The sequence below is a fragment of the Micromonospora sp. CA-248089 genome, from assembly GCF_050948515.1.
Classification (GTDB): domain Bacteria; phylum Actinomycetota; class Actinomycetes; order Mycobacteriales; family Micromonosporaceae; genus Micromonospora.
Map to the genome: position 1 here is coordinate 1,591,778 of NZ_CP192016.1, position 22,461 is coordinate 1,614,238.

Sequence of the window (22,461 nt, forward strand, 5' to 3'; positions counted from 1 at the left end):
CCCGCTCAGCCGGCGGCGAGCTTGAGGCTGAAGCCGAGGAACAGCACCGCCACCGCCGTGGTGCCGCTCGCGGCGAGCCGCCGGCGCTGCCGGAACTGCGCCGCCAGGTACGTGCCGGTGAAGATCAGCACGGTCAGGTAGAGCGCGCTGGCGACCTGGGCGATCAACCCGAGCAGCAGGAACGACAGCGCCGGCCACGCGTACCCGGGGTCGACGAACTGGATGAAGAACGAGACGAAGAACAGGATCGCCTTCGGGTTGAGCAGGCTGATCACCAGCGCCCGCCGGAACGGCTCCCGCTGGTCCGCCGGCTCCACCTCGTCGATCAGGCGCGGCGTGGCCGGGTCGTTGCGGTCGCGCCAGCGCCGCCACGCGCCGCGCAGCATGGCCAGCCCCAGATACCCGAGGTACGCCGCGCCGGCGTACTTGATCACCAGGTAGAGCGGGGGATACGCCTGGAGCAGCGAGGCCACCCCGGCGGCGGAGAGCACCATCAGCACCGCGTCGCCGACGAACACCCCGGCGGCGGCCCGGTAACCGGTGGCCACGCCCCGGCGGGCGGCGGTGGCCAGCACGAAGATCGAGTTCGGGCCGGGCAGCAGCACGATCGCCACGGTGCCCAGCACGTACGTCCAGATGTCGGTGATCCCCAGCACGCCGGACATCATGACGCCGCGGGTGCCGCCGGGCGAAGCCTTTCCCGCAGGCTGACCTGTGCGTTCGGCCACTCCTGCGCGAGCATCGAGTACAGGACGGTGTCCCGCCAGGAGCCGTCGGCGCGCTGCCGGTGCTGCCGCAGCACGCCCTCCCGGCTCGCGCCGAGCCGTTCGATCGCCCGCTGCGAGCGGTCGTTGCGGATGTCGGTGTGCCACACGACGCGTACCGCGTCCAGGTCGTCGAAGGCCCGGCCCAGCAGCAGCAGCTTCGCCTCGGTGTTGACGCCGGTACGCCACCACGGGCGGCCCAGCCAGGTGTAGCCGATCGCCACCGACCGGCGGACCGGGTCGATCTCGTAGTAGGAGGTCGTGCCGATCACCGCGCCGGTGACGGCGCAGCGCTGCACCCAGCACACCTGTTCGCCGCGCTCCTGCGCGTCCAGGTACGTGGCGACCACGTCGCGCATCTCGGCGGCGTCGGCGGGCTGCGTACCGCCCAGGTGCCGCCACACCTCCGGGTCGGCGGTCGCGGCGTACAGCTCGTCGGCGTGGGCGGGGTCGAGCGGTTCCAGGACGACGTGCTCGCCGCGCAGCACCGCCGGCTCGTGCCACGGCGAGCGGGCCGCCCGCAGGTACGCCGGCACCGGCGCGTTCACCCCGGGAGCGGGTTCGGGGCGGCCCGGCGTGAGGCGCAGCGGCACCACACCGGCCCAGTACGGCAGCGTCTCGTCGGCCGGCTCGTCGTTGACGCCGCCGGTGCGCAGCCGTACCGACACCTCCCGCAGCGGCAGCGCCAGCACGGCCGTCTCGGCCAGTTCGCGCCGGTTCGGCGGGCGGCTGTCGGCGGACCGGCCGGCGGCCACCTTCTCCACCAGCGCGGTCATCACCGCGGCCTTCTCGCCGGCATCCTCGACCAGCCGGGCGGTGCCGTGGGCCACCACGGACCGGTAGTTGGCGCTGTGGTGGAACTGGGAGCGGGCGTAGACCAGCCCGTCGAGGTGGGTGACGGCGACGCAGACCGGCAGTCCGGCCTCGCCCCGGGCGGCCAGCAGCGGCCGGCTGCCGGTGGACCCGTGCAGGTAGAGCGTCTCGCCGATGCGGACGTGCAGGGTCGGCAGGACGCGCGGCTCGCCGTTCACGGTGAACGACAGCGCGCAGTGGTACGCCTCGTCGAGCAGCGCGTGCGCGGTGGCCCGGTCGTAGTGCATCCGGTCGCGGGTGCGGGTGGCAGTGGTGCGTTCGGTCGGGGCGTACACGTGACATCCCACCTTTGTTCTAGTACAATCTCCGAACTGTGGCAGCACATTATCAGATCACCGGCTCCACCTCGGCGGCGATTTCGGCAAGCGTCGAATCCGGCGTCCGCACCGGTGACCTCGCCCCGGGAGACCTCCTGCCCGCGGTCCGCGCGCTCGCCGCCGACCTGGGCATCAGCCCGGCCACCGTGTCGAAGGCGTACCAGGAACTGCGCCAACGCGGCCTGGTCGCCACCGCCGGCCGGCACGGCACCCGGGTCCGCCCCCGCCCGCCGGTCGCCGCCCGCCGCGCCGCGCTGCTGCCCCCGGCGCTCGCCGGTGGCCGCGACCTCTCCACCGGCCAGCCCGACCCCCGGCTGCTGCCCCCGCTCGGGCCGCACCTGGCCGCGGTCGCCGCCGAGATCGGACCCCCCGGCGGGTACGCGACCGACGCCGTGCTGCCGGACCTGGCCGCCCTGGCCCGTGAGCGGCTCGCGGCGGACGGGGTGCCGGCCGGCGAGCTCACCGTCACCGGCGGCGCGCTCGACGGCATCGAACGGCTGCTCGCCGCCCACCTGCGCCCCGGCGACGCGGTGGCGGTTGAGGACCCGGGCTGGGCCAACCTGCTCGACCTGATCGCCGCGCTCGGGCTGCGTACCGTCGGGGTGCCGGTGGACGACGAGGGCCCCACCGTCGGCGGAGTCCGGGCGGCGCTCGCCGCCGGGGTTCGAGCGCTGGTGGTGACCAGCCGGGCGCAGAACCCGACCGGCGCGGCCGTCTCCGCCGACCGGGCCGACGCGCTGCGGACGCTGCTCGCCGGCCGGGCCGACCTGCTGCTGATCGAGGACGACCACGCCGCCGAGCTGGCCCGCGTACCCCTGCACCCGCTCGCCGGGGCGACACCGGCGTGGGCCTTCGTCCGGTCGGTGAGCAAGCCCTACGGGCCCGACCTGCGGCTCGCGGTGCTGGCCGGCGACGAGGCCACGGTGGCGCGGGTGGCCGGACGGGCCCAGGTCGGCGCCGGCTGGGTCTCCACAGTGCTGCAACGGCTGGTCGTGTCGCTCTGGCGTGACCCGGCGACCGCCGAGCTGGTGGGGCGCGCGGCGGACAGCTACGACCGGCGGCGCGACGGGCTGGTGGCCGCGCTCGCCGCGCGCGGGACGACCGCGCACGGGCGTACCGGGATCAACGTCTGGGTGCCGGTGCCCGACGAGACGGTGGCGATCACGACGCTGCGCGACGCCGGGTGGTCGCTCGCCCCCGGCGGCCTGTACCGGATCGCCGCCGCACCCGCCGTGCGCGTCTCGGTGAGCGCGCTGGACGAGGCGGACATCCCCGCGCTCGCCGACGCCCTGGCTGCTGGAAGGAAGGGCCCCCTGTTAACGCATTCGGTATAGGAAGGGCCCCTTCTTGACACCTCACGGCAGCGCGGCGGGCCGCTCGCGTGCGCGCCGCCGGACGGGGTAGAACGATCGGCATGGCCGAGACCGAGAGCGCACCCGGAGCGCAGGAGTTCATCCCGCCGTCGGCGGACACCATCGACGAACTGCGCGCCGCGGCGACCGGCTGCCGGGGCTGCGAGCTGTACCGGGACGCCACCCAGACCGTCTTCGGGCGCGGTGACGAACACGCCCGCTTGGTCTTCGTCGGCGAGCAGCCGGGCGACATCGAGGACCAGAAGGGACTGCCGTTCGTCGGCCCGGCCGGGCGGCTGCTGCGCAAGGCCGTCGACGACGCGGCGCTCGACCCCGCCCAGATCTACCTGACCAACGCGGTGAAGCACTTCCGGTTCGAGCTGCGCGGCAAACGGCGCATCCACCAGACCCCGGACCGCGTGCACGTCACCGCCTGCCGGCCCTGGCTGGTCGCCGAGTTCGCCCGGCTGCGTCCGGAGATCGTGGTGGTGCTCGGCGCGACAGCCGCCAAGGCACTGCTCGGCCCGAGCTTCCGGGTGACGAAGCAGCGCGGTGAGCTGCTGCCCTGGCCCGCCGCCGCACAGCACCCGGAGGACTTCGAGCGCGTGCCGGTGGACCGGACGGGCGCGGTCGCCGACGCCCCGGCGGCCCGGCTGCTCGCCACCATCCACCCGTCGGCGGTGCTGCGCGCCGACAACCAGGACGTCGCGTACGAGGGCCTGGTCGCCGACCTGAAGGTGGCCGCCAAGGCCCTGCGCTGAGTCAGGAGCGCTGCTGCCAGGTGCAGAGGCAGACCCGGTTGCCGTCCGGGTCGGCGAGCACCCAGAAGCTCGGCGCCTCCGCGTCGCTGACGAGCGTCCCGCCCGCCGCCAGTGCGGCGGCGATGCGCGCCTCCACCTCGGCCGGGTCGACCCACACGTCCGGATGCCACCGCTGCCGGGGCTCGTCCCTCCCGGAGCGCTGGAACCAGACGGTGGGCAGCACGCCGTCCGGGTCGCGTACCTCGTCGTCGTCCGGACCGCCCGGTGACTGCCAGGCCAGGACCGCCCGCCAGAACGGCAGCACCGCGGCGTGCTCCGGGGTGTCCAGCGCGAGTTCCAGGCGGGCCAGCCCGGCCGCCGACAGGGTCAGCCCGGCGTCGGCGGCCAGCGCCGAGATGAACCGGGCCAGCCGCAGGTCACGCTGGGTGACGCCGCCCGCGTCGTGCGACCACAGCCGGACGTCCACATGGGTGTAGCGCAGGTCAAGATCAGGATGATGATCGACCCGCTCGGCCTCCGCGCCCACCGCGGCCACCAGCGCCAGCCCGGCCGCGAAATCGGGGGTATGGATGCGCGTCTGCAACGCCCCCAGCAGGTACGTCCACCCGTCCAGCCCGGCCTCGGCGACCTGTTTCCCCGTGAGTGTGCTCATCCGGCCATCCTGGCGTGCCGCACGTCCGCCCGCCACCGTCCACAGAAGATTGTCGGGCGGCACGCGGGGGTACGGCCCCGGTATGGCGGACTCCCGACCTCGTGTGTCGCTGCTCAGGCTGGGTTCTCCTGGCCCCTACGTGGTGTCCATGCTGATCGCCGGCCTCCTCTGGCTGCCCGTCCGGCTCTGGGAGGAGCAGGACGGGTCCGTGGAAATCGCAGTGGTTCGTGCCGGCCTGAACGCGGTGATCTGGGGATTGGCGTTCTTCTTCACGCTGAGCCGGTTCGGAAAGCCGCGCCCCGCCGAGGCGGACAGGGTCGCCGCCTGGGCGGTCACCGAGACCGCACTGAGCCGCGGCGAGCCGCCCGCCGCCGAGGCGGGGCGTGCGGCGGTGGCGGACAACCTCTCCGCGGTGCGCCGGGGCGCGCTGTTCGGGGCCGCCGGGGGCATGGCGCTGCTCGGCCCGCTGATCGTGCTCGCGCTCCGCGTCGGGTGGGAGCTCGCCGCCGCCGGGTTCGGCATCGTGCTGGTCGCGGTGCTGGCCGAGGCCGTCCGTACCGGCCGCCGGGAGCGCCGGCTGCGAGCGGCGCTCGCCCCTGTCCGGGGCGGCTGAGCGGTGCCACACTTGCCGCCATGGAGCAGCATCTCTACGAACCCGTCCACGACGAGTTCCGCGACCTGTGCCGCCGGTTCCTCGCCCGGGAGGCGGTGCCGCACCACGAACGCTGGGAGGCCGACGGGATCGTCGACCGGGAGGTCTGGCGGGCCGCCGGCGCGGCCGGGCTGCTCGGCCCCGACGTCGACCCGGAGTACGGCGGCGGCGGGCAGCACGACTTCCGGTTCAACGCGGTGCTGGACGAGGAGATCGTCGCGTCCGGGTGCTCGGGTCTCGGGTTCGGCCTGCACAACGACGTGGTCGCGCCGTACCTGACCGAGCTGACCACCGGCGACCAGCGCAAGCGGTGGTTGCCGGGCTTCTGCTCCGGCGACCTGGTCACCGCGATCGCGATGAGCGAGCCAGGCGCGGGCAGCGACCTGGCGGGCATCCGCACCAGCGCGGTGCGCGACGGCGACAGCCTGGTCCTCAACGGGCAGAAGACGTTCATCACCAACGGTGAGATGGCCGACCTCGTGGTCGTGGTGGTCAAGACCGCGCCGGACCAGGGCGCCCACGGGGTGAGCCTGGTCGTGGTGGAGAGCGGCACGCCGGGCTTCAGCCGGGGCCGCCGGCTCGCCAAGGTCGGCCTGAAGGCCAACGACACCGCCGAGCTGTTCTTCGACGACTGCCGGGTGCCGGCGGAGAACCTGATCGGCACCGAGAACCACGGCTTCTACCACCTGATGGCCAACCTGCCCCGGGAACGGCTGAGCATCGCCGTCGCCGCGGTGGCGGCCTGCGAGAAGCTGCTCGCGCTCACCATCGAGTACGCCCGCTCCCGCGAGGCGTTCGGGCGGCCGATCGGCCGGTTCCAGCACAACCGGTTCCTGCTGGCCGAGCTGGACACCGAGGTCACCATCGCGCGGACGTTCGTCAACCACTGCATCGCCGAGTTCAACGCGGGCCGCCTCTCGGTGACCGACGCGGCGAAGGCCAAGTGGTGGACCACCGAGCTGCAGACCAAGGTTGCCGACCGGTGCGTGCAGCTGCACGGCGGCTACGGCTTCATGGCGGAGTACCCGGTGGCGAAGGCGTGGCTGGACAGCCGGGTGCAGACCATCTACGGCGGCACCACCGAGATCATGAAGGAGATCATCGGCCGGGGCCTCGGCCTGTAGCGAAACCGGGTGCCCGCCGGGCGGGCCGGTGCGGGAAGATGGGGCACCCGTCCCCACCAGGAGCGCGCATGTCCACCGACCTGACCGCGCCGGCCCCGCCTCGGCCCGACGTCGCCGGCATCCAGCGGCGTACCGTCCGGCTGCTGTTCCTCACCCAGATCATCGGCGGCATCGGCGTCACCATCGGCATCTCGGTCGGCGCGCTGCTCGCCGCCCGGGTGGCCGGCACCGCCCTGGCCGGGCTGGCGCAGAGCGCCGGGGTGGTCGGCGCCGCGCTGCTCGCCATCCCGGTCACCCGGCTCATGGCCGCGCGTGGCCGGCGGCCGGGGCTGGTCCTCGCGTACGCGGTCGGCGCGGTCGGCGGCGTGCTGGTGGTGGTCGCCACCGCGACGCGCCTGGTGCCGTTGCTCTTCGTCGGCATGCTGCTGTTCGGCGGCGGCACGGCGGCCAACCTCCAGGCCCGCTACACGGCGGTGGACCTGGCCGAGCCGCAGCGCCGGGGGCGGCAGCTCTCGCTGGTCGTGTGGGCCACCACCATCGGCGCGGTGGCCGCGCCGAACTTCGCCGCGCTCGCCGACGACACCACCCGGGGCTGGGGCCTGCCGGCGCTGGCCGGCCCGTTCGCCTTCAGCGCCGTCGCGTTCACGCTCACCGCCGTCGTACTCCTGGTCCTGCTCCGGCCGGATCCGCTGCTCACCGCGCGCCGGCTGACGGCGGCCGAGCCGGCACCGGGCGCCGCACCGGCGGTCACCCGCCGCGGTGGCATGGTCGCCGCGTGGCGCACGGTACGCGGGCGGCCGGCCGCCCGCCTCGGCATCGCCGCGGTCGCGGTGGGGCACCTGGTGATGGTCGCTGTCATGTCGATGACCCCGGTGCACCTCGGCGAGTGGCACTCCGACGCGGACGTGCTTCCCGTGGTCGGCCTGGTGCTGAGCCTGCACATCGCCGGCATGTACGCGCTGTCGCCGGTGGTGGGCTGGCTCACCGACCGGTTCGGCCGGCGGCCGGTGATCCTCGGCGGGGTGGCCCTGCTGCTGGCCGCGTGCGCGGTCTCCGGCACCGCAGGGCACAGCACACCGCTGCTGTCGGTGGGGCTGACGCTGCTCGGGCTGGGCTGGTCGGGCACGATGGTGGCGGGCTCGACGCTGCTGTCGGAGTCGGTGCCGACCGCCGACCGGCCCGGTGTGCAGGGCCTGTCCGACCTGCTCATGGGGCTGGCCGGAGCGGGCGCGGCAGCGGCGAGCGGGTTCGTCATGCGGGCCGTGGGGTACCCGACGCTCACCCTGCTGGCGGCGATCGCGGTGGTGCCGCTGGTGGCGCTGGCGCTGCGCCGTCCCGGCGCGGCGCCACTCGACGAGGAGGACTGAACACGTGCGGCTGACCGACTTCTGGACGCGGCTGGAGGAGGCGTTCGGGCCCGGCTACGCGGCCAGCATCGCCAGGGACCAGGTGCTGTCCCAGCTCGGTGGGCGGACCATCGAGCAGGCGCTTGCGGCCGGTGAGCAAACGCACGTGGTGTGGCGTGCCGTGGTGGCCGCGTACCCGGACCGGGTGCCCGCCCGACTACGCTGAGCAGCCTTTTCATCGATCCCGCGTGTCGCTTGCCCAGTCGTACACCTGTTCGGCTATTGTCCACAGCGGGGTGCTCGTCCACAGCTCACGGCCCGTCGGCTGGTTTTCTGTCGGACCCAGCGCCTAGCGTGTCCCGCGTGACGCGAAGCTCAGGAAAGACGCCGGCGAAGGCAGGGGTGGCAACGATGGCAGCAGGGCCTGACCGGGAGAAGGCGCTCGACCTTGCTCTCGCTCAGATCGACAAGCAATTCGGCAAGGGTTCGGTGATGCGGCTGGGGGAGCGGCCCGTCGTGCAGACGGCTGTCATCCCGACCGGCTCCATCGCGCTCGACGTGGCGCTCGGCGTGGGCGGTCTGCCCCGCGGCCGGGTGGTCGAGATCTACGGTCCGGAGTCCAGCGGTAAGACCACCGTCGCGCTGCACGCGGTCGCGAACGCCCAGCGCGCCGGCGGCATCGCCGCGTTCATCGACGCGGAGCACGCGCTCGACCCGGAGTACGCGCGGGCACTCGGCGTCGACACCGACGCCCTGCTGGTCTCCCAGCCGGACACCGGCGAGCAGGCGCTGGAGATCGCCGACATGCTGGTCCGCTCCGGCGCGATCGACATCATCGTCATCGACTCGGTGGCGGCCCTGGTGCCGCGCGCCGAGATCGAGGGCGAGATGGGCGACAGCCACGTCGGTCTCCAGGCCCGGCTGATGAGCCAGGCGCTGCGGAAGATCACCGGCGTGCTCAACAACACCGGCACCACCGCGATCTTCATCAACCAGCTCCGCGAGAAGATCGGCGTGATGTTCGGCAGTCCGGAGACCACCACCGGTGGTCGCGCGCTGAAGTTCTACGCCTCGGTCCGGCTCGACGTGCGCCGCATCGAGAGCCTCAAGGACGGCACCGACGTGGTCGGTAACCGCACCCGGGTCAAGGTCGTGAAGAACAAGGTCGCCGCACCGTTCAAGCAGGCCGAGTTCGACATCATGTACGGCAAGGGCATCTCCCGCGAGGGCTCGCTGATCGACGTCGGCGTGGAGCAGGCGATCATCCGCAAGTCCGGCGCCTGGTACACCTACGACGGCGACCAGCTCGGTCAGGGCAAGGAGAAGGCCCGCGAGTTCCTCCGCGAGAACCCGGACGTCGCGGCCGAGATCGAGAAGAAGATCCTGGAGAAGCTCGGCGTCGGCACCGGTGGTGCCGGTGACGCCGCCGGTGGCCCGGAACTGCCGCCGGTCGACTTCTGATCCGCTGATCCGTGGCAGGACGACGCGCCCGTACGGGCCGGGGCTGGGATGCCGGTCCACCCCGTACGGGCGACGCCACAGGTACGCCCCGGCCTCGCCGGGGGCGCCGTGATCGCGCGGCGGAGCCCGATGCAGGGGAGGCTCCGGCTCCGCCGCGCGACGAGGCCGAGCTGGCCCGGGAGATCTGCCTGCGGCAGCTCGCGGTCCGCCCGCGCACCCGGGCCGAGCTGGCCGGTGCGCTGGCGCGCCGGGGCATCTCCGAGGAGGTCGCCGAGCAGGTCCTCGACCGCTACGACGAGGTGGGCATCGTCGACGACGCGGCCTTCGCCCGCGCCTGGGTGAGCAGCCGGCACAACGGCCGTGGGCTGGCCCGCCGGGCGCTCGCCAACGAGCTGCGTCAGCGTGGCGTCGACGGCGAGGTGGCCGGCGCGGCCCTGGACGGGCTAGACGAGGAGACCGAGGCGGAGACCGCCCGCGCCCTGGTGGAGCGCAAGCTGCGCAGCGCGAGGGGCGAGCCGGACGCGGTGTTCCGCCGCCTGGTCGGCATGCTGGCACGCAAGGGCTACCCGGCCGGGGTCGCGATCCGGGCGGTGAAGGACGCGCTGGCCGCGCAGAGCGCCGAGGCGGCCGAGTTCGCCGAGCACATCGACGCCGACGCGATGGCCGACGCCGAGAACGACCTGGACTCCCGCCGGCTCGACTGACCGATCGGCAGCGCTCGTCGCGGCTGCCGTCCCGAGGAGAGGCGCACCACCGTGCTGAAGGCGTGTCTCAACGGCACACGACGCCGCGACGAGCACCCCGCGGTGCCGCTCACCGCGGCCGAACTGGCGGCTGACGCCGTACGCTGCGCGGCCGCCGGGGTGGCGGCGGTGCACGTGCACCCGCGCGACGACACCGGCGCCGAGTCACTCGACCCGGCGGTGATCGCCGCGGCGGTCACCGCCGTCCGGGCCGCCCGTCCCGGCCTGCCGGTCGGCGTGAGCACCGGCGCCTGGATCGTTCCCGATCCGGCCGAGCGGATCGCCGCCGTCCGCGCCTGGACGGTGCTGCCCGACTTCGCCTCGGTCAACGCCCACGAACCGGGGGCGGCCGAGGTCGCCGCCGCACTGCACGAGCGCGGCGTGATGGTCGAGGCGGGCCTGTGGACCCTGGCTGCTGTCGACGCCTGGCGCCGCTGGTCCGCGCCCACCGGGCGAATCCTCGTCGAGTGCATGGCCGAGCAGGTCACGACGGCACTCGCCGACGCCGCGGCGATCCTCGCCGCGCTGCCCGCAGAGTGCCCATCGGTGCTGCTGCACGGGGAGGGGCCGGCCACCTGGCCGGTGTACGCCGAGGCGGTCCGGCGGGGCCTGCACACCCGCATCGGCCTGGAGGACACGCTGCTGCTGCCCGACGGCACCCAGGCCCCCGACAACGCCACCTTGGTAACCACAGCCCTAACCGCCGCCACCCGCTGACCCACCCGGCCCCGGTCCCGCCCACTCCAGCCCCGTTGACCATGAAGTTGACGGCATTTCCCATCCGGTTTGTCCAGGCCAACTTCATGATCGAGCCCGTCAACCTCATGATCGTGCGGGGAGAGGGCGGGCGGCGTCGATGGGGGAGGGGGCGTGAGCAGGTCGGGAGCGGCACCGAGGGGCGGGGTTTGTCCTGGCCTGTCCGGCATCTGATCACCAGTGAGTGACGCCGTAACTTCTCTCCGTCCGGGTGGTTTGATCATGACTCCTTGACCGAACGGCCCCTCGCGACCTAGCCTCGCCATACAGGCTCACTTTGCCCGACCAGCGCAGGCTAAGCGCACAACATAGATCTCGTAACAGAACAGCATCACTTTGGCCAGCTACACCGGCCCTTGACGGGCGCTCCGGAGCCACCGGAGCCTCCGACAACTGCAACCGGCCGTCAGCGGTGCCCCGCACGGGACACTGCCGACGGAAAGCTGCCCACAGCCAGCCGCTCCGGTCGGGCGTCCAGAAGCCGCAGGCGCGTGTCCTTCGCGCGTGTCCTGCGGCGCCGACGTTCACGGGGAGGCGGCCATGGCAGGGCGGCACAGGTTCAGCGGCGGTCTGCCACACGGCCCCGACCCCTCATCGGTGGGCGACAGCCCGGCGACGAAGCCCCGACGGGCCGCCGCAGCGGGGCGGAACGGCGACGCCGGGCGGGCCGCTGCCGCCGGGCGGGCCGGCGGAGCGGGGCGGAACGGCGACGCCGGGCAGGCCACCAGAGCATCGCGGACGGGCGTGTCCGCGTACCGGTGCGGAGCGGCTCGATGAGCGCCTTCGACGTCGTCCTCCTCGTGGTCGTGCTGCTGCTCGTCGTGGTGGTGGTCGGCGCCGTGCTGTTCGGCGTGCGTACCCTCAAGCGGCTCAGCCTGGCACCCGCGCCGGAGGACCCGGCGTTCATCGCGGAGAAGGACCGGCAGGAGCAGTCCCTCGCGGCGTTGCGGACGGCCGCCGACGAGGTGAACAGCACCATCGACGTGGCGAAGTCCGCCGCCTCCGCGGCCCGGGCCGAGGCGGCCGCCGCGAAGGCGGAGGCGAAGTCCGCCCGGGCGGAGGCGCGGCGGGTGCTCGACGACGCCCGCGCCGAGGCCGACACGGTGCTGGAGCGCGCGCACAAGCAGGCCGAGGCGGACGCCGAGCAGCTGCGTACCGCCGCGCGGCGCAGCGGCGAGCGCGAGGTGGCGGTGCTGGCCGCCACCACCCGGGAGCAGGCGGCGGAGGTGGAACGTCGCGCCGCCAGGATGGACGAGCGGGAGCGGCTGCACACCGAGGAGGTGGAGCGGCTGGCCGAGCGGGAGCGGCAGCTCACCGCCGCCACCGCGGCGCTGGCCGCCCGGGAGGCCGCCCTGGCCGAGCGCGAGCGGAAGCTGACCGAGGTGGAGGAGCAGCGCCGCCGGGAGCTGGAGCGGGTGGCCGGGCTGACCGCCGACGCGGCCCGTGCCGAGCTGGTCGAGTCGATCGAGGGGCAGGCCAAGCGGGAGGCCGCGCTGCTCGTCCGGGAGATCGAGGCGGACGCCCGGGGCAGCGCCGAGCAGCGCGCCCGCAACATCGTGGTGGACGCGATCCAGCGGGTCGCCAGCGAGCAGACCGCGGAGAGCGTGGTCAGCGTGCTGCACCTGCCCGGCGACGAGATGAAGGGTCGCATCATCGGCCGGGAGGGGCGCAACATCCGCGCCTTCGAGTCGGTCACCGGCGTCAACCTGATCATCGACGACACCCCCGAGGCGGTGCTGCTGTCCTGCTTCGACCCGGTACGCCGCGAGGTCGGCCGGGTCACGCTGGAGAAGCTGGTGCTCGACGGCCGGATCCACCCGCACCGGATCGAGGAGGTCTACGACCTGGCCCGGCAGGAGGTGGAGGAGCTGTGCCTGCGGGCCGCGGAGGACGCGCTGGTCGAGGTCGGCATCACCGAGATCCACCCGGAGCTGGTCACGCTGCTGGGCCGGTTGCGCTACCGCACGTCGTACGGGCAGAACGTCCTCAAGCATCTGGTGGAGAGCGCGCACATCGCCGGGGTGATGGCCGCCGAGCTGCGGCTGGACGTGCCGACCATCAAGCGGTGCGCGTTCCTGCACGACATCGGCAAGGCGCTCACCCACGAGGTGGAGGGCAGTCACGCGATCATCGGCGCGGACGTGGCTCGCAAGTACGGCGAGAGCGAGGACGTGGTGCACGCCATCGAGGCGCACCACAACGAGGTGCCGCCGCAGACCATCGAGGCGGTGCTCACCCAGGCGTCTGACGCCTGCTCGGGCGGGCGGCCGGGCGCGCGGCGGGAGAGCCTCGAGGCGTACGTCAAGCGGCTGGAGCGGATCGAGGAGATCGCGGCCGGCAAGCTGGGCGTGGAGAAGGTCTTCGCCATGCAGGCGGGCCGGGAGATCCGGGTGATGGTCAAGCCGGACGACGTGGACGACATCGGCGCGGCGGTGCTGGCCCGGGACGTGGCCAAGCAGATCGAGGAGGAGCTGACCTATCCGGGTCAGATCCGGGTCACAGTGGTGCGCGAGTCGCGGGTCACCGAGATCGCCCGCTGAGCGGCGCGGACAACGGAGAACGGGCGGGTGGGGAGTTCCCCACCCGCCCGTTGCGTGTCCGCCGGACGCCGTCAGCTCACAGCGGCGTGGCGCCGGTGCCGCCGTCGGTCTGCGTGGACACCACCGGCTTGGCCGCGGTGCGCGGGAGCCGGGTCAGCCGCTTCTGCAACCACCAGGCCAGCACCGACAGCAGGCCGCAGATGCTGATGTAGATGGCCGCGACGATCAGGTACGTCGGCACGTACGGCAGGCCGAACGCCAGCCGGCCGCCGATCTGCTTGCCCACGAAGAGCAGCTCCGGGTACGTGATGATGAAGCCGAGCGCGGTGTCCTTGAGCAGGACGACGAGCTGGCTCACGATCGCCGGGAGCATCGACCGGAACGCCTGCGGCAGCAGGATCAGCCGGAGCACTTGGTTCTTGCGCATGCCGATCGCGTACGCGCCCTCGGACTGCCCGTACGGCACGGCGTTGATGCCGGCGCGGAAGATCTCCGCCAGCACCGAGCCGTTGTACAGCGTCAACCCGATGACCAGCGCCCAGAACTTGTCGATCGGCCAGCCGTACTGCAGCGGCACGTAGTAGCCGAAGAAGATCAGGATCAGCAGCGGGATGGCGCGGAACAGCTCCACCACGAATGTGGCGGGAGCGCGGAACAGCACCTTGTCGCTGAGCCGGGCGCTGGCGAAGAACGCGCCGAACAGCAGCGCCAGCACGGTGGCGACGGCGGCGACCTTCAGCGTGGCCCAGAGGCCGTTCAGCAGCTCCCGCTGCACGGCCGCGTACTGGAACTGTTCCCACTTGCGGGCCTCGAACTGGCCGGTCTGGTTGAACTTGTAGACCACGAACGCGATCAGCGCGACGATCGCCGCGATCGAGACGATGCCGAGGATCCGGTTGCGCATCCGGGCCTTGGGGCCGGGGATGTCGTAGAGGACGCTGCTGCTGCTCATCGGGCCACCGCCCACTTGCGCTCGAGGATCCGCTGGAGCACCACCAGCGGGATGATCAGGATCAGGAAGCCGATGACGATCCAGGTGAGCACGATGAACTGCGGCTCACCCCGTTCCGACATGTACGCCGGGATGGCGCCTGCTTCCAGCACGGAGAAGCCGGCGGCGATCGTGGTGTTCTTCAACATGGCGATGAGCACGCTCATCATGGGCGGGACCATGGCCCGCAGCGCCTGCGGCAGCACGATCAGCGTCAGCACCTGGGCGAACGTCATGCCCAGCGCGCGGGCCGCCTCGGCCTGGCCGGTGGCGACGGTGTTCACGCCGGAGCGGACCACCTCGCAGATGAACGCCGATGTGTACGCGATCAGCGCGATGCAGGCGCTGTTGAAGTAGTCGATGTTGACGTCCAGCTTCGGCACCGCGAAGACGAGGAACGCGAACACCAGCGTCAGGGGAGTGTTGCGTACCAGGTTGACGTAGGTGGCGCCGAACGCCCGCAGCGCGGGCACCGGGGACACCCGCATCGCGCCGAGCAGCATGCCGAGGACGAGACTGCCGACGCCGGCGATCAGGAACAGCTTGACGGTGTTGAAGAACCCCTCGCGGAACAGGCTCGCGTTGTCCGTCAGGACGCGGAAGAACTCGCCCATACCTCGCTCTCACTCTCTCCAGACGGGACCGGGCGGGGAGGAAGGACCTCCCCGCCCGGTCCGACGTCGGTGCGGACCGTCAGTACCGCTCGAGCTGCGGCGGGGTGGCCGGCGAGCCGGACTTGCCGAGCGTGCCGTCGTAGATCTTCTTCCAGGTGCCGTCGGTGAACGACGCCTCGATCTGGTCGTTCACGTAGTCACGCAGGGCCTTGTCGTCCTTGGGCAGGCCGATGCCGTACTTCTCGGTGCTGAACGGCTGGCCGACGACCTTGAGCTCGTCCGGGTTCTGCGCGGCGTAGCCCTTGAGGATGGCGTCGTCGGTGGTCACCGCGTCGACCTTCTTGTCGAGCAGCTGCGAGACGCACTCGGAGTAGGTCTTGAACTCGACGATGTTCTCGCCCTCGGTCAGGCCCTCGTCGCGGATCTTCTGGATCGGCGTGGAGCCGGTGGCCGAGCAGACCTTCTTGCCCTTGAGCGTGTCCTTGCCGGTGATCGACGACTCGTCCTTGCGGACCAGCAGGTCCTGGCCGGCGACGAAGTACGGGCCGGCGAAGGAGACGTCGTTCTTGCGCTTGTCGGTGATCGAGTAGGTGCCGACGTAGTAGTCGATCTCGCCACCCTTGATCGCGGTCTCGCGGTTGGCGGACGCGATCTCCTTGTACTCGATCTTCGCCGGGTCCACGCCGAGCGTGCTGGCGACGTACTGGGCGATCTCGATGTCGAAGCCGCAGCGCTTGCCCTGAGCGTCCTTGTAGCCGAGGTTCGGCTGGTCGAACTTGACGCCGATGACGACCTTGCCGGCCGACTTGATCTTCTCGAAGGCCGGGCTGCCGGCGACGTTGGCGTCCGTCTTGGGGGTGAAGGTCACGCCCGAGCTGCTGCAGCTGTCGCCCTGCGCCCCACCGCTGGCGTTGCCGCCGCCGCTGGGGGCGGGGTCCCCCTCCTTGCCGCAGGCGGCCGCGGTCAGGGCGAGCGAGGCCATCATGGCCATCGCCGCCACGCGCTTGTAACGCATATTCATCTCCTTCTTCGACGGAGTCGACGGGACGACTCCACTACGGGCGCTCAGTGGGTGAGGATCTTGGAGAGGAAGTCCTTGGCCCGCTCGCTGCGCGGGTTCGCGAAGAACTCGGCCGGCGGCGCGTCCTCGACCAGCTTGCCGTCGGCCATGAAGATGACCCGGTTGGCCGCGTGCCGGGCGAAGCCCATCTCGTGGGTGACCACGACCATGGTCATGCCCTCACGGGCCAGCGACGTCATCACGTCGAGCACCTCGCCGACCATCTCCGGGTCCAGCGCGCTCGTCGGCTCGTCGAACAGCATCGCCTTGGGCTGCATGGCCAGCGCGCGGGCGATCGCCGCCCGCTGCTGCTGGCCGCCGGAGAGCTGCGCCGGGTACTTGTCCGCCTGGTTGGCGATGCCGACACGGTCCAGCAGGGCCAGGCCACGCTCACGGGCGGCGGCCGGCTTCTCCCTGCGGACCTTGACCGGCCCCAGCGTGACGTTCTCCAGGATGGTCTTGTGCGCGAAGAGGTTGAACGACTGGAACACCATGCCGACCTCGCTGCGCAGCTTGGCCAGGGGCTTGCCCTCGGCCGGCAGCGGCTGCCCGTCGAACGTGATGGTGCCCTTGTCGATGGGCTCCAGCCGGTTGATGGTGCGGCACAGCGTCGACTTGCCGGAGCCGGACGGGCCGATCACGACGACCACCTCGCCCCGGCCGACGGAGAGGGACACGTCGTCGAGCACGTGCAGCGGCCCGAACCACTTGTTGACCCCGTCGAGCACGATCAGCGGGTCGCCCGTCGTCACGTCGTCCACCGTCCCTGTCGTCCATGGCGGAATTCGGGGGTCGGTCGACCCCCGGTTGGGCAACTGTAGGCGGGGTGACATGGCGGAACGCAACTCAGTTGGTCACGGAGCGGTAACACCGGTCACCGGCGTACCGGCCCGTCCGAATTTCGTCACCGTCCGGGTGGGCCGACTGGCGCCGAAGCCGCAGGCCGGAGATCATGAGGCGATGACCGACGCGATCCGGCTGACCGACTACGCCCGCGGTGGCGGCTGCGCCTGCAAGATCCCGCCCGGCGAACTGGAGGCGATGGTCGCCGGGCTCGGCGCCACCGGCGGTTCGGCCGACCTGCTGGTCGGCCTGGAGAACGGCGACGACGCCGCGGTGGTCCGGCTGGACGAGCGTACGGGTCTGGTGAGCACCGCCGACTTCTTCACCCCGGTGGTCGACGACGCCTACGACTGGGGGCGCATCGCCGCCGCCAACGCGCTCTCCGACGTGTACGCGATGGGCGGCACCCCGCTCGTCGCGCTCAACCTGCTCTGCTGGCCGCGCGGTGTGCTGCCGCCGGAGATGGCCCGCGAGGTTCTGCGCGGCGGTCTGGACGTGGCCCGGGAGGCGAACTGTCACCTGGCCGGCGGGCACAGCGTGGACGACGACGGCCCGAAGTACGGCCTGGCGGTCACCGGTGTGGTCCGGCCGGAGGAGCTGATCACGCTCGACGCCGGGCGGGCCGGACTGCCGCTGTCGCTGACCAAGCCGCTCGGCGTGGGCGTGCTCAACACCCGGCACAAGCAGACCGGGCAGCGCTTCCCCGAGGCGGTCGAGTCGATGGCCCGGCTCAACCGGGACGCGGCCCGCGCGGCGGTGGCCGCGGGCATCCGCTGCGGCACCGACGTGACCGGTTTCGGACTGCTCGGGCACGCCTCGAAGCTGGCCCGGGCGAGCCGCCTGACGGTGGCGATCGACGCGGCGGCGGTGCCGTACCTGCCCGGTGCGCGGGAGGCGATGCGCGACGGGTACGTCAGCGGCGGCACCCGGCGCAACCTGGAGTGGGTCACCCCGTGGACCGACTTCGGCGGCGCCGACGAGGGGGAGCGGCTGCTGCTCGCCGACGCGCAGACCTCCGGCGGACTGCTGGTCGCCGGTGAGGTGCCGGGCGGCACCGTGATCGGTGAGCTGCTGCCGGCTTCGGAGCACCTGATCCGGGTGCGCTGAGCTGCGATTCGCGGCGCGGCTGGGCCGCCGGCGCGGCACCGTACCCGATAAACTGTCATCTTCCAGCTACTCTGGGCAACGTCGCCCGAGGGAATTTTGCCCGGAATGGTCACAGACCGGTAACTTGCGCCCGGCTGAGGTCAAATGCACCCCACCATCGTCTTTAAGGCCCGATCCGGAGGCCGGTGGAACGAGCGCAGCGAGGAGGCGGCATGACCGAGCTGTGGAACTGGAGAATCGACGGCGGCGCGCCGGTAGAGGTCTACCCGGCACTGGCCGAGGCACTCGGCCGGGTGGTGATGCCCATGGCCGTCGCCGACCCGATGCGGCTCCCCGCGTACGCGGTGGTCTGCGACGTGTGGGAGGCGCCCGGGCTGTACGGCACGGTGGTCGACTGTTACGGCGTGCCCGACGGCCTGCCCGAGCTGCCCGCCCTCGCGGCGCTGGCCCGGCTGCTGGGCCGCAACTGCCTGATGCGCGATGACACGCTGGACGCCGGGCGGCACCTGCTGGTCGCGCCGGACGGCACGATCCGGCCGGTGCACTTCGACGTGGCCGACACCGACGACGGTGAGGTGCTCAGCCACCACCGGCTCTGCACGGTCGCCGACGCGCGCTGCCGGGGCTGGTCGCAGTGCCACCGGTCGCGCTGGGCGCCGGACACGGTCGCCCCGGCGCTCGCCGCCGCCTGAGCGCGGGCGCCGGCGGGCGCCCGTGACCGGTGCTCGCCGCCGTGCCCCCACCGGCGGCGAGCGGTGGCGGCCCCGGGCTCAGCCCCGGGCCGCCGGCTGCTGCCCCCGCACCACGAGCTGCTCGAGCAGCGTCGCGGTGGCGGCGGCCACGGCGTCCACCGCGGCGTCGAACGCGGCGGCGTTGTGCGCCGCCGGGGTACGGAATCCGGAGATCTTCCGGACGTACTGCAACGCGGCGGCGCGGATGTCCTCCTCGGTGACCACCGGGACGTACGGCTCACGCAGGGTCTTGATGCTGCGGCACACGGCTCCTCCTCGTTCGATACGACCGGCTCCACCCGGATACGCTGTGCGGGTCATGACTACCGCAGCCGCGGGCAGCCCGCGCACCTACCAGGTGCGTACGTACGGCTGCCAGATGAACGTGCACGACTCCGAGCGCATCTCCGGCCTCCTCGAGGACGCCGGTTACGTGCGCGCCGCCGAGGCCGACGAGCAGCCCGACGTGGTGGTGTTCAACACCTGCGCGGTCCGGGAGAACGCCGACAACCGGCTCTACGGCAACCTGGGTCATCTGCGCCCCGTGAAGGCCAAGCATCCCGGCATGCAGATCGCTGTCGGCGGCTGCCTGGCCCAGAAGGACCGCGGCGACATCGTCCGCAAGGCGCCCTGGGTGGACGTCGTCTTCGGCACGCACAACATCGGCTCGCTGCCGGCGATGCTGGACCGGGCGCGGCACAACGCCGCGGCCGAGGTCGAGATCCTGGAGTCGCTGGAGGTGTTCCCCTCCACGCTGCCGACCCGGCGCGAGTCGACGTACGCCGGGTGGGTCTCGATCTCCGTCGGCTGCAACAACACCTGCACGTTCTGCATCGTGCCCTCCCTGCGCGGCAAGGAGAAGGACCGCCGCCCCGGCGACATCCTCGCCGAGGTCCGCGCGCTGGCCGACTCCGGCGTGCTGGAGGTGACGCTGCTCGGGCAGAACGTCAACTCCTACGGCGTCGAGTTCGGCGACCGGTACGCGTTCGGCAAGCTGCTGCGCGCCTGCGGCGACATCGACGGGCTGGAGCGGGTGCGGTTCACCAGCCCGCACCCGAAGGACTTCACCGACGACGTGATCGCCGCGATGGCCGAGACGCCGAACGTCTGCCACTCGCTGCACATGCCGTTGCAGTCCGGCTCGGACGACGTCCTGCGGGCGATGCGCCGCTCGTACCGGTCGGAGAAGTACCTGGGGATCATCGAAAAGGTCCGGGCGGCCATGCCGGACGCGGCGATCACCACCGACATCATCGTCGGCTTCCCCGGCGAGACCGAGGCCGACTTCGCCCGCACGCTGGACGTGGTCCGGGAGGCGCGGTTCTCCTCGGCGTTCACCTTCCAGTACTCCAAGCGCCCCGGCACCCCGGCCGCGACCATGGACGGGCAGCTGCCCAAACAGGTCGTGCAGGAGCGCTACGAGCGGCTGATCGCCTGCGTCGAGGAGATCACCTGGGCGGAGAACAAGAAGCTGGTCGGCGAGACCGTCGAGGTACTGGTGGCGGTCGGCGAGGGCCGCAAGGACGAGCGCACCGGCCGGATGTCGGGCCGGGCCCGCGACGGCCGGCTCGTGCACTTCGCCACCGGTGAGCTGGGCGGGCGGATCCGCCCCGGCGACATCGTGCACACAGTCGTCACGTACGCCGCCCCGCACCACCTCAACGCCGACGGCGCGCCGCTGGCCCACCGGCGTACCCGGGCCGGGGACGCGGCCGAGGCGGGGCAGGTTCCGCGTACCCCGGGGGTGCTGCTCGGTCTGCCGACGATCGGCGCGCCGGCTGCCGCACCCGCCCCGGTAGGCGGCTGCGCCGCCCACTGACCGCCGGTAAGGAAGGGCCCCCTTTTAACACTCGGTGTTAAAAGGGGGCCCTTCCTCTACCGCAGGCGTTAATAAGGGGCCCTTCCTTACATCAGCAGGCGGTGCCGTTGAGCTTGACCGTGGCGGGGGTGGCGGCGGTGCCGTTGGCGGTGAAGCCGACGGTGACCGACGCGCCCGGGGCCAGCGACGACGCCCAGGTCGGCCCGGCCGCCGTCACAGTGGTGCCGGACTGCGTGACGGTGGCGTTCCAGCCGCTCGCAAGGGTCACCCCGGACGGCCAGGTCCAGGTGGCCGACCACGGGTTCACCGCGGCGGTGCCGGTGTTCTTGACGGTCAGCTCGCCCTGGAAGCCACCCGCCCAGGAGTTGATCTGCTTGTAGGTGGCGGTGCAGCCGCCGGTCACCGGAGGCGGCGGGGTTGTCGGCGCCGGCGAGGTGTTCGGCGTGCCGGTCGGGGACGGGCTGGTGGTGCCGCCACCACCGGTCGGCGGGATCAGGTACGGCGTGAGGATGTCCTGCTTCGGCTGGTTGATCGTGGTCCAGTCGTCGTTGGCGATGCCGCCGGTGTCACCCGAGTTCGGGTTCCACGACCAGTACGTGAACGACATGCCGTTCACCCCGGTGCCGGTGTACGCCATCAGATTCTGCAGCCAGATCTTGTCCTTGGGGTCCTGGAGCGTGGTGCCGAACTCGCCCATCATGATCGGCGCGATGTTCTGCTTGTAGAGGTAGCCCCAGTACTTGTCCCAGATGGCCGGCATGTTCGCCGGGTACGACGGGTCGTCGAACCAGGCCTGGCGGTAGACCGACGTGGCGTACTCGTGCGGCGAGTAGACCAGCCGGTTCGCCACGTTCAGCCGCACCGGGAACTGCCCGGCCTTGGACAGGTTGCCGCCCCACCAGCCGCAGTCCTCGTCGTTGCTGGGGTCGTTGTCCCAGACGTTCGACAGGCCGCCGCTCGGACAGCTCACGCCCTCCACGAAGATCAGCCAGTTCGGCTGCACGCCGAGGATCGCGTTGCCGGCCCGCTCGGCGGCCAGCCGCCAGTCCCGGGCGGTGTCGCCGCAGCCCCAGCAGGCGCCGGTGGCGGCCGGGTTGGTGCCCTCGGCGTGCGGCTCGTTGTGCAGGTCCGCGCCGATCACCGTGGTGTTGCCGGCGTACCGCTGGGCCAGCATCTTCCAGTCGTTGATCCAGGTCGCCTCGGAGACCGTCGAGGTGTACCAGAGCGGCGACTGACCGGCCGACGTCGGCCGGTGCCGATCCAGGATGACCCGCATCCCCTTGCTGCCCGCGTAGTCGATGACCTTGTCGAGGATCTGCAGCGGGGACAGCCCGATCAGGTCCGGGTTGACGAAGTCGTTGATGCCGGTGGCGGTCGCGCCGGCCTTGAGGGCGTCGTTCGAGTACGGGATGCGCAGCGTGTTGTAGCCCAGCCGGGCCATGGTGTCGAGCTGGGAGCGCCACGGGTTGCTCGACCAGAGACCGTGGAACGTCTTGTTGTCGGTCTCCATCCCGAACCAGTTGATGCCGGTCAGCCGGACGGTCGCGCCCGTACTGTCGACGATCTTGTTGCCGCTGGTGTGCAGGTAACCGGTGCCGGTGCCACCGGCCGCCGCGGCGGCCGGTGCGGTGGAGACGGCGGCGGCGACGAGCACGCCGGCCGCTGCGGTGGCGAGCGCCGTCAGGGCGCCGCCGAGGGCGGTGCGTCGGTGCATGGAAGCTCCACTTCGGATGCCCGCGCCGCACGGGCGCCGCGGGCGGCAGGACCAGGAGGCACGTCCCGCTCGTCATCGAGTACGCGCGCAGCGCGCGCCGGGCCGTGTCGTGTGGACGGCCACCCGCGAGATGTCGCACCGGCGATCGTCGACGGCGAGATCAGCCGTCGGTGCCCTCGTGCCGGTGCCTGAACCTGGCTCCGCCGCTCATTCTGATCAGCCTACCTCGATGCGTCAACCC

At 72.2% G+C, this 22,461-nt stretch carries 21 protein-coding genes and 1 pseudogene; 13 read left to right on the forward strand and 9 right to left on the reverse strand.

Features of this window, described 5'->3' with window-relative positions; translation table 11 throughout:
• Positions 1 to 5: 5 nt before the first annotated feature.
• Both leuE and ACQP26_RS07815 read right to left on the reverse strand, forming a co-directional pair.
• A complete protein-coding gene (gene leuE, locus ACQP26_RS07810) occupies positions 6 to 668 on the reverse strand; it encodes a leucine efflux protein LeuE (RefSeq protein WP_269701287.1) in 663 nt (220 codons plus the stop codon).
• Complete coding sequence (locus ACQP26_RS07815; RefSeq protein WP_433495316.1) at positions 665 to 1,912, reverse strand: bifunctional pyridoxamine 5'-phosphate oxidase family protein/GNAT family N-acetyltransferase; 1,248 nt, start codon at positions 1,910 to 1,912, stop codon at positions 665 to 667. Before ACQP26_RS07815 ends, leuE begins: the two co-directional genes overlap by 4 nt.
• A gap of 38 nt (positions 1,913 to 1,950) precedes the next feature.
• On the opposite strand from ACQP26_RS07815, the gene ACQP26_RS07820 reads away from it, so the two are divergent.
• A complete protein-coding gene (locus ACQP26_RS07820; protein ID WP_281578688.1) occupies positions 1,951 to 3,288 on the forward strand; it encodes an aminotransferase class I/II-fold pyridoxal phosphate-dependent enzyme in 1,338 nt (445 codons plus the stop codon).
• 80 nt (positions 3,289 to 3,368) lie between these two features.
• Positions 3,369 to 4,067, forward strand: a complete 699-nt coding sequence (locus ACQP26_RS07825) for a UdgX family uracil-DNA binding protein (RefSeq protein WP_433495317.1) — start codon at positions 3,369 to 3,371, stop codon at positions 4,065 to 4,067.
• A gap of 1 nt (position 4,068) precedes the next feature.
• On the opposite strand, the gene ACQP26_RS07830 is transcribed toward ACQP26_RS07825, so the two are convergent.
• Entirely contained in the window at positions 4,069 to 4,719 is a 651-nt protein-coding gene (locus ACQP26_RS07830; protein WP_269701283.1) for a 4a-hydroxytetrahydrobiopterin dehydratase, read from the reverse strand.
• 148 nt (positions 4,720 to 4,867) lie between these two features.
• Between ACQP26_RS07830 and ACQP26_RS07835 the strand changes: the two genes are divergently transcribed.
• The 8 genes and pseudogenes from ACQP26_RS07835 (at position 4,868) to rny (ending at position 13,341) form a co-directional block, all read left to right on the forward strand.
• Positions 4,868 to 5,332 (forward strand): hypothetical protein, encoded by a 465-nt coding sequence (locus ACQP26_RS07835; RefSeq protein ID WP_433495318.1) that lies wholly within the window; start codon positions 4,868 to 4,870, stop codon positions 5,330 to 5,332.
• Positions 5,333 to 5,352: 20 nt separating this feature from the next.
• Positions 5,353 to 6,495: an acyl-CoA dehydrogenase family protein gene (locus ACQP26_RS07840; RefSeq protein ID WP_269701279.1), complete on the forward strand. Its 1,143-nt coding sequence runs from the start codon at positions 5,353 to 5,355 to the stop codon at positions 6,493 to 6,495.
• A 68-nt stretch (positions 6,496 to 6,563) separates the two neighbouring features.
• A pseudogene (locus ACQP26_RS07845) lies at positions 6,564 to 7,876 on the forward strand (MFS transporter).
• The gene (locus ACQP26_RS07850; RefSeq protein WP_030504158.1) at positions 7,867 to 8,067 is read left to right on the forward strand and encodes a DUF3046 domain-containing protein; all 201 of its coding nucleotides are present in this window, start codon (positions 7,867 to 7,869) and stop codon (positions 8,065 to 8,067) included. The pseudogene ACQP26_RS07845 and the gene ACQP26_RS07850 overlap by 10 nt, the downstream one beginning before the upstream one ends.
• A 185-nt stretch (positions 8,068 to 8,252) precedes the next feature.
• Positions 8,253 to 9,302: a recombinase RecA gene (gene recA / locus ACQP26_RS07855; RefSeq protein ID WP_013284729.1), complete on the forward strand. Its 1,050-nt coding sequence runs from the start codon at positions 8,253 to 8,255 to the stop codon at positions 9,300 to 9,302.
• An 11-nt stretch (positions 9,303 to 9,313) separates the two neighbouring features.
• Complete coding sequence (locus tag ACQP26_RS07860; RefSeq protein ID WP_433495319.1) at positions 9,314 to 10,006, forward strand: regulatory protein RecX; 693 nt, start codon at positions 9,314 to 9,316, stop codon at positions 10,004 to 10,006.
• Between the two features lie 51 nt (positions 10,007 to 10,057).
• Positions 10,058 to 10,762: a 3-keto-5-aminohexanoate cleavage protein gene (locus ACQP26_RS07865; protein ID WP_433495320.1), complete on the forward strand. Its 705-nt coding sequence runs from the start codon at positions 10,058 to 10,060 to the stop codon at positions 10,760 to 10,762.
• An 812-nt stretch (positions 10,763 to 11,574) separates the two neighbouring features.
• Positions 11,575 to 13,341: a ribonuclease Y gene (gene rny / locus ACQP26_RS07870; protein WP_269701270.1), complete on the forward strand. Its 1,767-nt coding sequence runs from the start codon at positions 11,575 to 11,577 to the stop codon at positions 13,339 to 13,341.
• 76 nt (positions 13,342 to 13,417) lie between these two features.
• On the opposite strand, the gene ACQP26_RS07875 is transcribed toward rny, so the two are convergent.
• The 4 genes from ACQP26_RS07875 to ACQP26_RS07890 all read right to left on the reverse strand — a co-directional run bounded on the left by ACQP26_RS07875 (position 13,418) and on the right by ACQP26_RS07890 (position 16,767).
• Positions 13,418 to 14,293, reverse strand: a complete 876-nt coding sequence (locus tag ACQP26_RS07875) for an amino acid ABC transporter permease (RefSeq protein ID WP_269701268.1) — start codon at positions 14,291 to 14,293, stop codon at positions 13,418 to 13,420.
• Positions 14,290 to 14,946 (reverse strand): amino acid ABC transporter permease, encoded by a 657-nt coding sequence (locus ACQP26_RS07880; protein ID WP_194802967.1) that lies wholly within the window; start codon positions 14,944 to 14,946, stop codon positions 14,290 to 14,292. Before ACQP26_RS07880 ends, ACQP26_RS07875 begins: the two co-directional genes overlap by 4 nt.
• Positions 14,947 to 15,025: 79 nt before the next feature.
• A complete protein-coding gene (locus tag ACQP26_RS07885) occupies positions 15,026 to 15,961 on the reverse strand; it encodes a glutamate ABC transporter substrate-binding protein (protein ID WP_269701266.1) in 936 nt (311 codons plus the stop codon).
• 50 nt (positions 15,962 to 16,011) lie between these two features.
• Entirely contained in the window at positions 16,012 to 16,767 is a 756-nt protein-coding gene (locus ACQP26_RS07890) for an amino acid ABC transporter ATP-binding protein (RefSeq protein ID WP_269701264.1), read from the reverse strand.
• Between the two features lie 199 nt (positions 16,768 to 16,966).
• Here ACQP26_RS07890 and selD point away from each other — a divergent pair, with 199 nt between their 5' ends.
• Both selD and ACQP26_RS07900 read left to right on the forward strand, forming a co-directional pair.
• Entirely contained in the window at positions 16,967 to 17,956 is a 990-nt protein-coding gene (gene selD / locus ACQP26_RS07895; protein WP_269701262.1) for a selenide, water dikinase SelD, read from the forward strand.
• Between the two features lie 212 nt (positions 17,957 to 18,168).
• Positions 18,169 to 18,648, forward strand: coding sequence for a hypothetical protein (locus ACQP26_RS07900; protein WP_269701260.1), 480 nt, complete (start codon positions 18,169 to 18,171; stop codon positions 18,646 to 18,648).
• A 78-nt stretch (positions 18,649 to 18,726) separates the two neighbouring features.
• On the opposite strand, the gene ACQP26_RS07905 is transcribed toward ACQP26_RS07900, so the two are convergent.
• Positions 18,727 to 18,954, reverse strand: coding sequence for a DUF2277 family protein (locus ACQP26_RS07905; RefSeq protein ID WP_269701258.1), 228 nt, complete (start codon positions 18,952 to 18,954; stop codon positions 18,727 to 18,729).
• 52 nt (positions 18,955 to 19,006) lie between these two features.
• Here ACQP26_RS07905 and miaB point away from each other — a divergent pair, with 52 nt between their 5' ends.
• Positions 19,007 to 20,506: a tRNA (N6-isopentenyl adenosine(37)-C2)-methylthiotransferase MiaB gene (gene miaB / locus ACQP26_RS07910; protein ID WP_433495321.1), complete on the forward strand. Its 1,500-nt coding sequence runs from the start codon at positions 19,007 to 19,009 to the stop codon at positions 20,504 to 20,506.
• A gap of 91 nt (positions 20,507 to 20,597) precedes the next feature.
• Here the strand turns inward: miaB and ACQP26_RS07915 are convergent, their stop codons facing one another.
• Entirely contained in the window at positions 20,598 to 22,220 is a 1,623-nt protein-coding gene (locus tag ACQP26_RS07915; protein ID WP_433495322.1) for a cellulase family glycosylhydrolase, read from the reverse strand.
• Between the last annotated feature and the right edge of the window lie 241 nt (positions 22,221 to 22,461).